We start from the raw sequence: 15,727 nt of genomic DNA, 5'->3' as shown, positions 1-15,727 counted from the left end.
ACCCCGGACTTGTTCCGGGGTCCAACCCGCCACAACGGAATCCAGCCGTTGCTGCACGTTGGATGCCGGGACAAGCCCGGCATGACGAGTTGGACATGGGGAGAGGAACGTCATGGCGCTCGACGCCGAAACCTTCGACGCATTGATCGACACCGTCCGCCGCTTTGTGACCGAGCGGCTTCGCCCCCTGGAAGCCGAGGTGGAAGCACAGGACGCCATCCCCGACGACGTCACCGCGGAGATGAAGGCGATGGGCCTGTTCGGCCTGTCGATTGCCGAGGAATATGGCGGCCTGGGCCTGACCATGCTCGAAGAGGTAAAGGTCGCGATCGAGCTCGGCCGCACCACCCCGGCGTTCCGCTCGAGCTTCGGCACCAATGTCGGCATCGGCAGCCAGGGGCTCGTCATGGCCGGCAGTCCCGAACAGAAAGCGGAGTGGCTGCCCAGGATCGGGAGCGGCGAGATCATCACCAGCTTCGCGTTGACCGAACCCGATGTCGGCTCCGATTCGGGCGCGGTGAAGACCAAAGCCGTATGGGACGGCCAGGCTTATCGCCTGTCGGGTACCAAGCGCTTCATCACCAATGCCGACAAGGCCGACCTGTTCACCGTGATGGCGCGGACCGGCGACGCGCCGGGCGGGCGCGGCGTGTCCGCCTTCCTGGTCCCGCGCGATCTTGCCGGCGTATCGATCGGCGAACCCGAGAAGAAGATGGGGCAAAAGGGCGCCAAGGTTGCCGACGTGATCTTCGATGATGTCGTGGTGCCAGTCGAGAACCGGCTCGGCGCCGAGGGCGAAGGCTTCAAGATCGCGATGCGCGTGCTCGACCGCGGGCGGCTGCACATCTCGGCGGTGTGCGTCGGCGTCGCCGAGCGGCTGATCGCCGATTGCGTCGCTTATGCCAGCGAGCGCAAGCAGTTCGGCAAGCCGATCGCCGAACACCAATTGATCCAGGCGATGATCGCCGATTCGAAGACCGAGGCGCTCGCCGCCCGCGCTTTGGTGCTCGAGACGGCAGCGGCCAAGGACGAAGGCAAGGATGTCGTCATGGAGTCCGCCGCGGCCAAATATTTCGCCAGCGAGATGGTCGGCCGCGTCGCCGATCGCGCGGTGCAGATCTATGGCGGCGCCGGTTATATCGCCGATTACGGCATCGAGCGGCTGTACCGCGACGTCCGCCTGTTCCGCATTTACGAAGGCACCAGCCAGATCCAGCAACTCATCATCGCGCGCGAGACGCTGAAGCGCGGGGGGTGATCAAAACCCCCCTCCCGCTTGCGGGAGGGGTTGGGGGAGGGCGTGTCTCTTCTCGCTAATCGACGCAAACAAGCCCTCCCCTTGCCCCTCCCGCAAGCGGGAGGGGAAATAAGGAGACAGACATGGACACCAGCAAGTTCTTCAGCCTCGAAGGGCGCGTCGCGCTGATCACCGGGGGGTCGCGGGGCATCGGCAAGATGATCGCCGCGGGATACATCGCGCAGGGGGCCAAGGTGTACATCTCGTCGCGCAAGGCGCCGGCCTGCGAGGAAACCGCCGCCGAACTCGGCCCGAACTGCATTCCGCTGCCGATGGATGTCTCGACCGTCGACGGCTGCAAGGCACTCGCCGCCAAACTGGCCGAGCATGAGGATCATCTCGACATCCTGGTCAACAATGCCGGCGCCGCCTGGGGCGTGCCGTTCGAGGACTTCCCGGAAAGCGGCTGGGACAAGGTGATGGACCTGAACGTCAAGTCGCCCTTCTTCATGACCCAGGCACTGCATGGCCTGCTCAAGGCGCAGGCGAGCTACGACAAGCCAAGCAAGGTCATCAACATCACCTCGATCGACGGCCTGCGGCTCAACCCGTGGGAGACGTACAGCTATCACGCCTCGAAAGCGGCGCTGATCTATCTCACCAAGCGGATGGCGGCGCGGCTGATCAAGGACGCGATCATCGTCACCAGCCTGGCCCCCGGCGCCTTCGCGAGCGAGATGAACCGCGCCGCGCGCGATCATGGGGAGGAGGTCGCCAAGAGCATTCCGATGCGCCGTATCGGCACCGACGAGGACATGGCCGGCGCCGCGATCTTCCTCGCCAGCCGCGCGTCGGATTATGTCGTCGGCGATACGCTGGTGGTCGATGGCGGCCTGGTCAACGCGCAAGTGGGCACGTCGATCGACGCCTAGGGCCGAAATTCCCTCTCCCTGTGGGAGAGGGAGAGTTCGAGCTTTGGCCTGCCCCCGGCAGGTCAAGGTCCGGTCCGGGGGACCGGACCTCGCTCGAACTCGCCGCAGGCGCGGAAGGGTGAGGGCAGCGACCGCCCCTGCCCTCACCCTTCGCTACTTCGCAGCTCGACCCGCGTCGGGTGAATGGCGCCCCGCGCCATTCAGGTCATGCCGGGGGCATGACCGACCCGACGCGCCCAAAGGGAGGGGGTTAGGAAGCCGCCGTGCCTTTTCCATTCTGCGGATGGTTCGGCGTCAAAATCAGCGTCCGCCCCTCCACACGCCAGCTCTTGAGCCGCGACAGGAAGTTCATCCCGATCACGTCCATGTCGCCGAAGGCCGGCGAACTGACGACGGGCAGATCGCGCGCGACGATATTGCCGATGCGCAATTCGGGCACCGTCGCGGTATCGGCGCGAACCGATCCGTTAGCGGTCTGGATGATCATCGGGAATGGGCTCGGGCTGAGCCGCAGCCCCGCCGCGTCCACGGTATCGGTCGACAAAGCGGTCACCGTCGCGCCGCTGTCGACCAGCATCTTGCGTTCGACATGGCCGAACCGGACGGTAACCCAGAAATGGCCGTCATCAGCCATCGGCACGCGCATTTCCTTGCCGACGACCTGTTGCCCGTCCTCAAGGTGCAGCATCTTGGCGACACGCGCGAACATCGGATCGAACCGCCCGCGCTCGCCGACCAGCATCACGATCAGCCCGAGCGAGACGACCAGCGCCGTCATCGATAACAGGCGCCCGACCACCCGAAACCGCCGAGCGAGCAGCATCAGCACGATAACGATGCCGATCAGGATATATAGCGGCAACGAGCCACCCAGAGCGTCAGCCATGCGCGCCACCTGCCATGGACTAGATGTATGGCGGCTGAGCGTTATGTCCAGCCTCGTGGCGGCGGGGCGCGGCCGAGCAGGTCTGCGGACGGCGACCCGAAATCACGGCGCGCTGCCGACCACCTTCGCCTCGTGCCGCGCCAGGCTATAGGCACGGCGCATGTCGCGCGTCATGCCACTCATCGCCCAGGATCTTGCCATGTCGGGGCAATAATGCGGATCCTCCCGCGATTCGTAGGGCGTGATCTCGGCGCCATGATCGGCGCAGAATCGCCGCGTCGCATCGACCACACGTCGCCGCAATTCGGCCCGCCCCGATGGCGTATCGGTCGAAACGTCCGCGACCCGGATGCTCAGCCGAGGCTCGCTCGCCAATGCCGAATGGTCGGCGCAGGCGCCAAGCAGGATTGCGACAGCACAAATAGTGACCCGCATTCGTATCTCCTGAAATTGGGCAAGCCGGTCCCGTGGCGCGGAATCGCGCTTGCCTGGGTGACGTCGATGGATAGTGGCGGCTAGGTGCCGCTCAGTTTGTCGGCCTTGTTGTCGAGGTCGTCGGCACTACCGCGAAATCCCTTCGCGATAGCCAGATTGCTCGCCCGCACGGCGCTGGATTGTCCTGGCAGATTGGCGACGCGTTCGAGCTCTTCGGCGCGCGCGCGAAATCCCACGGCGGTGCCGCGCATCCCTTCGCCAAGGCCACGACGCTGTTCCTCCGCGCCGCGTTTGGCGGCAGCAGCGCCCCCCTCTTCCTCGCGCTTCGCCGCGGCGGCCTCTGCGTCCTGCGGCGAGTCATCGATCACTGCCCGCGCATCCGGCATGCCAGCCACCTGGCGATCCGTACCGCCCGTGGCCGCCAATGCGAACCGTGCGGTCGAGCTCCCCTTGATCCCGCTACCGAGGCGCTTCAACATTCGGCCGCCAGCCTGGCCGGTGCTGCGCACGGCATCGGGCCAAGCCGACGGTGCTGCTGCCGCTGCTGAGGGCGGGACAGGCGGCGCAGGCGGTTCGGGAATCGGCGGCTGCGGTGCGGGCGGCGCGGGAGCAATGCGCACGATATGCGCAGCCGCGAGCGGCACGGCGGTGCTCAGCGCCACCACGAGCAGCAACGCCGGCATCAGCGGCCGCATGCGCCCCCCCGCGTCACCGTCGAGTACGGTAATGATCCGGCGCGCCAGCGCGGTCCGCGAGAATGCCATGCCGTTGGCTTCGGAATGGACCGGGCGTCCGCCGGCGGCCGCGAGCAACGCCTGGGCATAATCGTAGCGGTCGACCCGGTCCAACGCATCGGCGTCGGCCGCCAGCTCGACCTCGCGCATCAATTGGCGAGCGACCAGCCACACCAATGGATTGAACCAGAACAAGGCAATGGCCATGCGGGCGGCGACTAGCCCCAGCCAATCGAAGCGGCGGATATGCGCCATTTCGTGCGCGATGACCGCCTTCGCCTGTTCGGGGTGATCATGCGTCGCCGAGCCGATCAGGATCCAGGCGGGCACGATTCCCCAGCTGAGCGGCGTCGCGGCATGTGGCGAAACCAGCAAGCGGAGCGGTCGGCGGAAGCCGGCGGCTTCCTGATCCATCACCCGCCGCCAGTGCGGATCGATCGCGGGCTGAGCGGCGTGCGTCCAGCGCCGCAACGTCCACAGTCCCGTCAGGAAACGGACCAGGAGCAGCACGACCCCGGCAGCGTAGAGCATCGCCACCATGACCGCGCCGTCGAGCGTCGCAGCAGGCGCGCGCGGCATTTCGGCCGCAGTCGCCGGGATGCTCCACGTTGCAACCGCGTTCGATACGGTCTCGGATGCCGGCAGCAAGGCGAGATCGAGTGGCGGCAACAGCGGCGCGAGCAGGAACAACGCGAGCGAAGCGACCAGCGCCGCCTGCAGCAAAGCGGCGCGCTCCGCCGCTGGCCGGCCACGCATCGCAGTGCTGACGAGCAAGGCCGCGCCGGCAATCAGCGCCGATTTGCAGCCGAGGTCGATCAGCAGCCCCAGCATCATTTCGCATCCCGCCGGGCTTGGTCGATCATACGCTGGAGCGCATCGATCTCGTTGGGCGCGAGCTTGGGCTCCATCCCCAGCAACGCGGTCGCCGCGCTCGCGGCAGAGCCGTGGAAGAAGGTCTGCACCAGCCGCTGCAATGCCCCTTCCGCGACCGCATTGGTCTGTGGCACGGGCGCATAGATATAGGCTTGGTTCTCGGTCCGGTGCGCGATCAGGCCCTTGGCCACCAGCCGCGCGAGCAGCGCGCGTACCGCCGAATCGCTGGGCGGGTCGATCATCGCGCCGCGGACGGCCGACGCAGTGCCCTCCCCCAGGCCGCACAGGATCTCGAAAATCTCACGCTCGCGGCGCGGCAACGAATCGATCATCACGACCTCCTGCTACGTTTGTAGCATGCTACAAACGTAGCAGCAAGAGGCGTGTTCTCAGTGTATGAAACCCATAGTCGCCATTGCCATAGTTGCGATCAGGTAAAAGACGATCAGCAACCCCGCGATCACCCCGCCGACTATTCGCAATATTGCCGCGTCTTTCGACGCGATCGCCCAGATGGCGAGGAACAGCGCACGCGCGATACCGACCGCGGCGCTGATGAGCGCGAACGTCGTCCCGATGCTCGCGGCAGACGAGAAGCCGCGATAAAAGGGGATCATCAGCGACAGGACCGGCATCAGCAGCGCCGGCACGATCGCCAATACCAGCCCGATGATCTTAAGCGCCGTTGCGTCGCGCGACTGCGCGGCCCACCAGACTAGCCAGAATGCGGCGGCGGTCCCCAGCCATTGCGGCAGCAGGACCCATACGCCCATCGCCGGGCTCACCGCGCGACCCCGCCCGCAGCGAGCACCGCCAGTGTGACCAACTCGCTCGCGGTCGAGGTCATCGGCGCGATCTGGACCGGCTTTTCCAGTCCGACCAGCATGGGCCCGATCACCGCGTCGCCACCCAATTCGCGCAGCAATTTGGCCGAGATATTGGCCGATTGCAGCCCGGGCATGATCAGCACATTGGCCGGGCCCGACAGACGGGCGAATGGATAATTCGCTAACTGGCGCGGATTGAGCGCGACGTCGGGCGCCATTTCGCCCTCATATTCGAAGCTGACCTGGCGCTGATCGAGCACGCCCACCGCGGCACGCAGATTCTCGAGCCAGCGCCCCTCCGGGTTGCCGAAGGTCGAATAGCTCAGGAACGCTACGCGCGGTTCGTGACCCATGCGACGGGCGACGGCGGCGGTCTGTTCGGCGATGTCGGCGAGTTCTTCGGCGCTCGGACGCTCGTTGATCGTGGTATCGGCCATGAACACGGTGTGCGTCTGGCCGACCATGACATGGATGCCGAACGCGGTCCGCCCGGCCTCGATGTCGATCACCTTGCGCACTTCGCGCATCGTCTGGGCATAGGTCCGGGTAACGCCGGTGATCATCGCATCGGCCTCGCCGAGCTGGAGCAGGACGGCGCCGAAGATGTTGCGGTCCTGGTTGATCATCCGCTCGCAATCGCGGCGCAGATAGCCACGGCGCTGGAGCCGCTGGTAGAGGAAATCGACCATCCGCGGCACCAGAGCCGAAGTGCGGCTGTTGTGGACCTCGTAACTCTCGACGTCCTTGACGCCGAGCGCACGCAGCCGGTCGTGGACGTCGTCGCGTCCGACCAGCACAGGTGTGCCATAACCGCCCTCGCGGAATGCCGCCGCGGCGCGCAACACGACTTCCTCCTCGCCTTCCGCGAACAGTACGCGCTTGGGCTGCGCGCGCGCGCCTTCATAGGCCTGGGCGAGCACACCGGTGGTCGGGTTGAGCCGGCCACGCAGCTGCTGGCGATAGGCCGCCATGTCGAGGATCGGCTTGGTCGCGACTCCCGAATCCATCGCCGCCTTGGCGACCGCGGACGGGACGAGCTCCATCAACCGCGGATCGAACGGCGCGGGGATGATATATTCGGGACCGAACGTATGGCGCACGCCATAAGCGACGGCGACTTCCTCGGGCACCGCCTCGCGCGCCAGTTCGGCGATCGCATGCGCGGCGGCGATCTTCATTTCCTCGTTGATCCCGGTCGCGCGGACGTCGAGCGCGCCGCGGAAGATGAACGGGAAGCCAATGACGTTGTTGACCTGGTTGGGATAGTCCGAGCGCCCGGTCGCGATAATCGCGTCGGGACGCGCTTCCTTGGCCAGTTCGGGGCGGATTTCAGGCTCGGGATTGGCCATCGCGAAGATGATCGGCGCTTTGGCCATGTCGCGCACCATGTCGGCGGTGACCGCGCCCGCCGCCGACAGGCCAAGAAAGACGTCGGCACCGTGCATCGCTTCCTTGAGCGTTCGCTTTTCGGTCACGACGGCATGCGCCGACTGCCATTGATTGATCTTGTCACGCCCCTGATAGATCACGCCCGAACGGTCGCACATGATGACGTTTTCATGCCGCACGCCCATCGCCTTGATCAGCTCGGTGCAGGCGATCGCCGCCGCGCCCGCGCCGTTGACCGCGACCTTGATGTCCGAAAGATGCCGGCCGGTCAGCAGGCAGGCGTTGATCAGGCCGGCCGCGGTGATGATCGCGGTGCCATGCTGGTCGTCATGGAAGACCGGGATGTTCATCCGCTCGCGCAGTGTCTGCTCGATGATGAAGCATTCGGGCGCCTTGATGTCCTCGAGGTTGATGCCGCCGAAGCTCGGCTCCATCAGCTCGACCGCGTCGATGATGCGGTCCACATCCTCGGTCTTGAGTTCGATATCGATCGCATCGACATCGGCGAACCGCTTGAAGAGGACCGCCTTGCCTTCCATCACCGGCTTGGACGCCAAGGCGCCGAGATTGCCCATGCCCAGGATCGCGGTCCCGTTCGAGATGACCGCGACCAGATTGCCCTTGGCGGTATAATCATAGGCGGTCGCGGGATCGTCGGCGATCGCTTGCACCGGAATGGCCACGCCGGGCGAATAAGCCAGCGCCAGGTCGCGCTGCGTCGTCAGCGGTTTCGACGCGATGATCTCGATCTTGCCGGGCCGCCCCTCCGAATGGAACAGCAATGCTTCGCGGTCGGAAAACTGCACGGAAGATTCGTCGGCCATCCTGGTCCTCTCTGTTGCGCCCGTCTTTAGGTGCGCGTTGGGGAGAAGGAAACCGGCTTCCGGGCCCTTGACGTACTTTTGCCGACAGGGATGCGCTGCCCGCCGGGCGGGAATCCGCACACTTTACCCACAGCAAAGGGCGAAAGCGGGATTTGCGCCGCAGATCGGCTGGGCTAACCGACGCCAATGGCTGACGCCGCCCCGACCCCGATGATGGCCCAGTATCTCGCCTTGAAGGCGGAGGCTGGAGATTGCCTGCTCTTCTACCGGATGGGCGATTTCTTCGAATTGTTCTTCGAAGACGCGAAAATCGCCAGCGCCGTGCTCGACATCGCCCTGACCGCGCGCGGCGAGCATGACGGGGAGAAGATCCCGATGTGCGGTGTGCCGGCGCATGCCGCGGTCGGTTATCTGCAACGGCTGATCAAGGCCGGCCACCGCGTCGCCATCGCCGACCAGACCGAGACCCCGGCCGAGGCCAAGAAGCGCGGCGGCTCCAAGGCCTTGGTCGCGCGGGCGATCATCCGCGTGGTGACTGCCGGCACCCTGACCGAGGAAGCCCTGCTCGATTCCCGCACCGCCAATTGGTGCGTCGCGATCGGCGAAGCGGCGGGCGGCATCGCTGTCGCCGCCGCCGACGTTTCGACCGGGCGGTTCGAATTGGTCGAAACCGATGCCGGCGGCTTGTCCGCCGAACTTGCGCGGCTGAACGCGGCCGAAGTGCTGGCGAGCGAAGGCAGCGCGTTTGGACATTATGCCACCGTGCTGCGCCCGCGCGGCGAGTTCGATTCGACCGCCGCCGAAACGCGGTTGAAGCGGGTTTATGGTGTCGCCACGCTTGACGGCTTCGGACAATTGAGCCGCGCCGGCATGGCCGCGGCCGGCGGGTTGGTCGCCTATCTCGACCATACGGCGAAAGGCTCGCTGCCGTTCCTGCGGCCGCCTCGGATCGGCAATGCCGGCGAAGCGATGGCGATCGACGCCGCGACGCGCGACAGCCTGGAACTCACCCAGACCCAGACCGGCCAGCGTAAGGGCAGCCTGCTCGACGCGGTCGATCGGACCGTGACCGGCGCCGGCGCGCGGTTGCTTGCCGGGGATATCGGCGCGCCGCTGATGGACCGCGCGGCGATCGAGGCGCGGCTCGACCTCGTCCAGCGGTTGCACGACGACGGCGCCTTGCGCGAAAGCCTGCGCGCGACCTTGCGCAGCCTGCCCGATATCGGCCGCGCGCTGGGACGTCTGGTCGCCGGCCGCGGCGGCCCGCGCGATCTTGGACAGTTGCGCGACGGCCTCGATGGTGCCTGGTTGCTCGGTGAGCGGGTCGACGCGCTCGATGCGCCGCCGCCATTGCTCCAGGACATCGTGCCTCGGCTTCGCGGCCACGGGGCGCTGATCGACCTGCTCAAGCGCGCGCTCGTCCCCTCACCGCCGATCGACGCGTCCGACGGCGGCTATATCGCCGAAGGGTATGACGCCGAGCTCGACGATCTGCGCGATATCGGCGCCGGCGGCCGCCGCGCGATCGCTGCGCTCGAGGCGGAATATCGCAACCGCACCGGCACGAGCGCGCTCAAAATCCGTCATAACGGCGTGCTCGGCTATCATGTCGAGGTTCCCGCCAAGACCGCCGATCCGCTGATGGCACCCGACAGCGGGTTCACCCATCGCCAGACGCTGGCCGGCGTCGTCCGCTTCAACGCGCCCGAACTCCACGAACTGGCGATGAAGGTCACCCAGGCCGGCAGCCATGCGCTTGCCGCCGAGGCGGCGCATCTCGAGGAACTGACCCAGACCGCGCTCGCCGGTCGCGAGGCGATCGCCGCGACCGCCGACGCGCTGGCGCGGCTCGACGTTGCGGCCGGGCTGGCCGAGCGCGCCGCCGAGGACGGCTGGGCTCGGCCCAGCTTGGTCGATCATGCCTGTTTCGAGGTCGAAGGCGGGCGCCACCCGGTGGTCGAGGCCGCCGTCCAGCGCAGCGGCGAACGCTTCGTCGCCAATGATTGCGTGCTTTCCGAAACCTCGCGGCTGTGGCTGGTCACCGGCCCGAACATGGGCGGCAAGTCGACTTTCCTCCGCCAGAACGCGCTGATCGCGGTACTCGCCCAGGCGGGCAGCTATGTCCCCGCCGCACGCGCCGAACTCGGGCTGGTCGACAAATTGTTCAGCCGCGTCGGCGCGTCGGACAATCTCGCGCGCGGGCGGTCGACCTTCATGGTCGAAATGGTCGAGACCGCCGCGATCCTGGCGCAAGCCACGCCGCGCAGCTTCGTCATCCTCGACGAAGTCGGGCGCGGTACGTCGACCTATGACGGCCTAGCCATTGCCTGGGCAGTGGTCGAGGCGATCCATGAAGACAATCGCTGCCGCTGCCTGTTCGCGACGCATTATCACGAGCTGACGCGGCTTGCCGAACGCTGTGATGCACTGAGCCTTCACCATGTCCGCGCGCGCGAATGGAAAGGCGATCTGGTCCTGCTCCACGAAGTCTCCGAGGGACCCGCCGACCGTTCCTACGGCCTCGCGGTGGCGCGCCTCGCCGGGCTGCCGCCGGCCACGGTCGCGCGTGCCAAGGCGGTGCTGGCCAAGCTCGAGGCGGGCCGCGCCAAGACTGGGGGGCTTGCTGCGGGACTCGACGACCTGCCGCTATTCGCCGCCGCGATCGAGGCGGAGGAAGAGGAATGCGACGCCGTCCGTGCCGAACTCGACAGCCTCGATGTCGACGCGCTCAGCCCGCGTGAGGCGCTGGACGTGCTGTATCGCCTGAAACGGCTAGCGCACGACGCTTAGGGTCAGATTGGCACAATAGCTGTCAAGTCGGGCGTTCGGTCCGTTGCGGCCATTTCCGAACTGTGGCAGAGATCGCCTCGGGGACAGGAGGGGATTCGATGGATCGCGATAAACGCGGTCCGGCACCAGATCATCTGGCCGCGAAAATGGAGGGAAGGGCCATTTCCGCGCCCAGCCAGATCGGCGAAGCCTTGTGGCGCGGCCGGTTGAGGATGGGTTTGTCGCTGGATGACGTGGCGCGCCGGGCCGGCACCGACCTGCAGATCGTCAGTGCGATCGAGAATTCGGATTTCGGCCGACTGCCTGGCGCCGGCGCGACGATCGCGGCGGCACGTGCTTATGCCCGGGTCGTCAAACTGCCTGAACGGTGGGTGGCGCTGACCCTTGCCGCCGAACTGGCACGGATCGCCGTCTCCTCGTTACCGATCACGTGATTCCGATGTGCCTCAGCTGAAATCGACCAGCGCCGGCCGTCCCGCAACATAAGCGCTTTTGGGGTCGTTGAACGGGAAGCCGCCGGGCACCAGTCGTCCGAACAGCGCCGCGGTCCGCATCGTCGCCGTGGCCCCCATGATCGCGGCTCCAGGCCCGGCCAGCAAATCGTCGGACAGCAGCACGCCGCGTCCGCGCTCGACCAGCTTGCCAGCCGCGACCGTCGCCAGGATCTGGCGTCGTACCGTCGAATAGGGGATCGTCAGCGCGCGCGAGATCGCCGCCGCGGAAACCGGATCGCGCTGCTCGATCGGCACGAAGGTAGCGGTTTCCGAATAACGACGCGCCAATTCGCTATCGAGCGTGATCCGCCGCACGCTCGCGACCAGCACCGCTCCGACGATGGCGAGTTCCAGCCAGTCCGACACGAACAAGCCGACATTGTCGAACGCGCCCAGTGCCAGGTCGATCGACGCCGCCAGCGTGATGTCGGCGCGATAGGGCTGATCGACTGTCGCGGTACGCGGGAGCGGCATGTCGAAGGCGTGGAATTCGTCGGCCAGCCAGACCAGCGAATCGTGCAGATGGACCAGCAATGCCGCGACATCGGGATCGTCGCGCAATGCAATCGGGATCACCACGCCATTATTCGTGCGCGCGCACAATCCAGCTTCGATTAGCGCGTTGACATGGCGGCGGACGGTTTCGAACGGGCGGTGCAGCGACTGCGACAGCGCGTTGATGCTGATGCCGCCACTATCGGCCTGGCTACGCGGCGCATTGGGCCAATCGGCCAGCACGTCGCCGCTGGCACGCAATATCGCCAGGAAGAAGATGCCGCGATCGAACACGAACGACCCGCCGGCAAGTTTGCGTACGATAGCGATCGCCCTGACCAGGCTGGTTAGCTGCGTTTCCACCAGCAGGCGCGAAGCCAGCCGCGATTGTGTCCGTTCCGGCGTTACCGGCGGCTCAAGGTTCATAATTCCCACCCCGCACCAAAAGAGGCGCCCTGCCAAGCCATTACAGTAAGATTACCGCGCCGCAAACCATCTGAGCGACCCAAATTCGGACGCTTTGTCAGCCGCAAAGCAGTCCTGGCCAATCAGCGTCGTTGCGGTAGCGGCACAATGGTGCGATCCTCCGATCGAGTCGGGGGGCTTCTGATGGATTTGTTTGGAGAGGAACTCGACCGCAACATGCCGGTCCTGTCCGCGGATGCGGTCGGTCGGGCGTTGCGGTCGGCGCGTGAGCAATTGGGATTGTCGCTGGCCGAGGTCGCCGACGTGACCCGGATGGCGGTGCGCCATCTCGAAGCGATCGAGCAGGCGCGCTTCGACGGTTTCTCCGCCCCGGTCTATGCGCTTGGATTCGCCCGCAACTACGCTCGTGCCGTCGGCCTACCGCTGCCTTGGATCACCGACTGCCTGCGCGGCGAGATCTCCGCGTTCTTCGCCGATCGCGAACGCTTCGATCTCGGCTGGACCGCCGAGGGGCTGCAGCACGGCCGCTAGAGGGAGTGGCCCGGCACCGTTACCGTTTCAGCTTTGCTGAAACAAATTCTAGGCCATAACCACGCGTGACGCCGCGTGCGTTCGCGACTATCGCCGGGTCATGCCCGCACGCTTCGACAGCCTGCCCCACCGCCGCGCGATCATCGATCGCCGCATATTGGCCGATGCGCTCAAGGCGCTGGAGGGCGACGACCGTACCAAGCTCCGCCACGCGGCGACCGCTCTGCTCAAACAGGCGCTGCAATCGGGCCGCGCCGAGATCGAGCGCCGGCTGCTCGAACACCCGTCGCGCGGGCTGGAGATCGCGGCCAGCCAGGCGTTCCTGATCGACCAGATTCTGCGCCTGCTCTACGATTTCACCGTCGAGCGGCTCTATCGGCTGAGCAACCCGACCGCCGCCGAGCGCCTGACCCTGATAGCGGTCGGCGGCTATGGCCGCGGCGAGATGGCGCCGCATTCGGACGTCGATATCGGTTTCCTGACGCCGTGGAAGGAAACGCCCTGGCACGAGCAAGTCGTCGAATCGATGCTCTATGCCTTGTGGGATCTGGGGCTGAAGGTCGGCCAGTCGACCCGCAGCCTCGACGATATGGTCCGCCAGGCAAAGGGCGACGTCACGGTCCGCACTGCTTTGCTCGAGGCGCGCTATGTCTGGGGCGACCAGGACCTTTACGACGAGGCCGCGCGCCGCTTCAAGGCGGAGGTCCAGTCGGATACCGCGCGCGTGTTCATCACCGAGAAGCTCGCCGAGCGCGACTTGCGCCATAAACGCATGGGCGACACGCGGTACGTGGTCGAACCCAATGTCAAAGAAGGCAAAGGCGGATTGCGCGATCTGCACGCGCTCTTCTGGATCGGCAAATATGCCTATAACGTCCAGAACGCCGCGCAACTGGTCGATGTCGGGCTGTTCACCCGCGCCGAATATGCCCAGTTCCACCGCGCCGACAATTTCCTATGGGCGGTGCGCTGCCACCTCCATTCGCTGTCGCGGCGGGCCGAAGACCGTCTGACCTTCGACATGCAGCGCGAGATCGCCGAGCGGATGCGCTTCGCCGACCGGCCGGGCAAGTCCAAGGTCGAGCGCTTCATGCATTATTATTTCCTGCAGGCGAAGGCGGTCGGCGACCTGACCGGGGTCTTTCTGGCGCATCTCGACGATAAATTCGCGGCGCGCGGGCGACGCTTCGGCCTGCCGGTGCTGCGCCGCCGCCCGAGCAAACTCAACGGCTTCGTGCTCGACCGTGGTCGGCTGGCGCTACCCGACGAGGATTTCCTCGCCCAGAAACCCAGCCGATTGATCGAGATGTTCGTGCTGGCCGACCGTCACGGTCTCGAAATCCATCCGCTGGCGATGCGCGCCGCCGCGCGCGACGCGAAGCTGGCCGACGACATTCGCCGCGACCCCGAAGCGAACGCCTTGTTCCTCGAGGTGCTGACCAGCCGCCACAATCCCGAGACCACGTTGCGCTGGATGAACGAGGCCGGGGTGTTCGGCCGTTTCGTACCCGATTTCGGCCGCGTCGTCGCGCAAATGCAGTTCGACATGTACCATCATTATACGGTCGACGAGCATACCATCCACGCGATCGGGCTGTTGAGCCGGATCGAACGCGGCGACCTGACCGAAGATCATCCACTCAGCCACGCGATCATGAAGCAGATCGCGTCGCGCCGCGTCCTCTATGTCGCGGTGCTGCTGCACGATATCGCCAAAGGGCGCGGCGGCGATCATTCGGTGCTCGGCGCCGAAGTCGCGCAGCGGCTGTGCCCGCGCTTCGGGATGACCGCGGCCGAGACCGAGACGGTCGCCTGGCTGGTCCGCTATCATCTGCTGATGTCGGCGACCGCGTTCAAGCGCGACCTGTCCGACTTCAAGACGATCCTCGATTTCTGCGAGGCAGTGCAGAGCCCGGAGCGGCTGCGCTTGCTGTTGACGCTGACGGTGGTCGATATCCGCGCGGTCGGTCCCGGCGTTTGGAATGGCTGGAAACGCCAGCTCCTCACTGACCTCTATGAAGCGGCGGAAGAAGTGCTCAGGCTGGGCCACAAGCAGAAGGGACGGAGCGAACGCGTCGCGGCCAAGCAGTACGCGGTCGCCGCCGCGCTCGGCTGGGACGACAAGACCTTCGCGTCGGTCGTCAAGCGCCTGCCCGAATCCTATTGGGTGGCGGAACCCGACCATGCGCTGATCGCCAATCTGAAGCTGATGGCCGAGGCCGGCGACGAGCCGTTATCGATCGCCAGCCAGGTCGATGCGGATCGCGGCGCGACGCTGGTCACCATCTACGCCGCCGACCATCCGGGGTTATTCTACCGCATCGCCGGTGCGATCAGCGTGGCGGGCGGCAACATCATCGACGCGCGGATCCATACGACCCGCGACGGCATGGCGATCGATAATTTCCTGGTCCAGGATCCGCTCGGCCGCCCGTTCGATGATTCCGCCCAGCTGACCCGATTGCGACGCGCGATCGAGGATGCGCTGGCCAATCGCAACAAGCTCAGCGACCGCCTCAAGGCGAAGCCACTACCGCGTCCGCGCGCCGAGGCGTTCGACATCAATCCCGCGGCCTTCGTCGACAACCATGCCTCGAACCGCTTCACCGTGATCGAGGTCAATGCGCGCGATCGCCCTGCCTTGCTGCACCAACTCGCCCAGGCGCTGTTCCAGTCGAAAGTGACAATCCACTCGGCGCATGTCGCGACCTATGGCGAGCGCGCGGTCGATACTTTCTATGTAACCGACCTGACCGGCGACAAGATCGAGGCGCCGGCACGGGTCAAGACACTCGAACGCCGGCTGGTCGATGCCGCGATGGGAGAGATGGCCGCCGAGGCGGCCTGACAGAGG

General features: G+C 66.1%; 13 protein-coding genes. 6 read left to right on the top strand and 7 right to left on the bottom strand.

Going from position 1 to position 15,727, the window contains the following annotated elements; translation table 11 throughout:
* Positions 1-112 precede the first annotated feature (112 nt).
* Both AC1DSD_RS02330 and AC1DSD_RS02325 read left to right on the top strand, forming a co-directional pair.
* The gene (locus AC1DSD_RS02330; protein WP_478028147.1) at positions 113-1,258 is read left to right on the top strand and encodes an acyl-CoA dehydrogenase family protein; all 1,146 of its coding nucleotides are present in this window, start codon (positions 113-115) and stop codon (positions 1,256-1,258) included.
* A gap of 122 nt (positions 1,259-1,380) precedes the next feature.
* On the top strand, positions 1,381-2,169 hold the full coding sequence (locus tag AC1DSD_RS02325) for an SDR family oxidoreductase (RefSeq protein WP_478028145.1): 789 nt from the start codon (positions 1,381-1,383) through the stop codon (positions 2,167-2,169).
* A gap of 250 nt (positions 2,170-2,419) precedes the next feature.
* Here AC1DSD_RS02325 and AC1DSD_RS02320 read toward each other — a convergent pair whose 3' ends face one another.
* The 6 genes from AC1DSD_RS02320 to AC1DSD_RS02295 form a co-directional block, all read right to left on the bottom strand.
* Positions 2,420-3,055 carry a retropepsin-like aspartic protease family protein gene (locus tag AC1DSD_RS02320; protein ID WP_478028143.1) on the bottom strand — a complete coding sequence of 212 codons (636 nt, stop codon included), beginning with the start codon at positions 3,053-3,055 and terminating at the stop codon, positions 2,420-2,422.
* Between the two features lie 102 nt (positions 3,056-3,157).
* On the bottom strand, positions 3,158-3,490 hold the full coding sequence (locus AC1DSD_RS02315; RefSeq protein WP_478028141.1) for a UrcA family protein: 333 nt from the start codon (positions 3,488-3,490) through the stop codon (positions 3,158-3,160).
* A gap of 80 nt (positions 3,491-3,570) precedes the next feature.
* Positions 3,571-5,058: a M56 family metallopeptidase gene (locus AC1DSD_RS02310; protein ID WP_478028139.1), complete on the bottom strand. Its 1,488-nt coding sequence runs from the start codon at positions 5,056-5,058 to the stop codon at positions 3,571-3,573.
* Positions 5,055-5,429 carry a BlaI/MecI/CopY family transcriptional regulator gene (locus tag AC1DSD_RS02305; RefSeq protein ID WP_478028138.1) on the bottom strand — a complete coding sequence of 125 codons (375 nt, stop codon included), beginning with the start codon at positions 5,427-5,429 and terminating at the stop codon, positions 5,055-5,057. The genes AC1DSD_RS02310 and AC1DSD_RS02305 overlap by 4 nt, the downstream gene beginning before the upstream one ends.
* 57 nt (positions 5,430-5,486) lie before the next feature.
* Positions 5,487-5,870 (bottom strand): hypothetical protein, encoded by a 384-nt coding sequence (locus AC1DSD_RS02300; protein WP_478028136.1) that lies wholly within the window; start codon positions 5,868-5,870, stop codon positions 5,487-5,489.
* An 8-nt stretch (positions 5,871-5,878) separates the two neighbouring features.
* Complete coding sequence (locus AC1DSD_RS02295; protein ID WP_478028135.1) at positions 5,879-8,137, bottom strand: NADP-dependent malic enzyme; 2,259 nt, start codon at positions 8,135-8,137, stop codon at positions 5,879-5,881.
* Between the two features lie 210 nt (positions 8,138-8,347).
* Between AC1DSD_RS02295 and mutS the strand changes: the two genes are divergently transcribed.
* Together mutS and AC1DSD_RS02285 are read left to right on the top strand one after the other, a co-directional pair.
* A complete protein-coding gene (mutS, locus tag AC1DSD_RS02290; RefSeq protein ID WP_478028260.1) occupies positions 8,348-10,927 on the top strand; it encodes a DNA mismatch repair protein MutS in 2,580 nt (859 codons plus the stop codon).
* 98 nt (positions 10,928-11,025) lie between these two features.
* A complete protein-coding gene (locus AC1DSD_RS02285; RefSeq protein ID WP_478028133.1) occupies positions 11,026-11,361 on the top strand; it encodes a helix-turn-helix domain-containing protein in 336 nt (111 codons plus the stop codon).
* 12 nt (positions 11,362-11,373) lie between these two features.
* Here AC1DSD_RS02285 and AC1DSD_RS02280 read toward each other — a convergent pair whose 3' ends face one another.
* The gene (locus AC1DSD_RS02280; protein WP_478028132.1) at positions 11,374-12,342 is read right to left on the bottom strand and encodes a hypothetical protein; all 969 of its coding nucleotides are present in this window, start codon (positions 12,340-12,342) and stop codon (positions 11,374-11,376) included.
* 183 nt (positions 12,343-12,525) lie between these two features.
* Here AC1DSD_RS02280 and AC1DSD_RS02275 point away from each other — a divergent pair, with 183 nt between their 5' ends.
* Positions 12,526-12,873, top strand: a complete 348-nt coding sequence (locus AC1DSD_RS02275; protein WP_478028130.1) for a helix-turn-helix domain-containing protein — start codon at positions 12,526-12,528, stop codon at positions 12,871-12,873.
* Between the two features lie 100 nt (positions 12,874-12,973).
* Positions 12,974-15,721: a [protein-PII] uridylyltransferase gene (locus tag AC1DSD_RS02270; protein WP_478028128.1), complete on the top strand. Its 2,748-nt coding sequence runs from the start codon at positions 12,974-12,976 to the stop codon at positions 15,719-15,721.
* The last annotated feature ends 6 nt before the right edge of the window (positions 15,722-15,727 follow it).

This window comes from Sphingomonas sp. P4_D12 (genome assembly GCF_056401895.1).
This window is presented reverse-complemented; position numbering and strand designations above follow the sequence as displayed.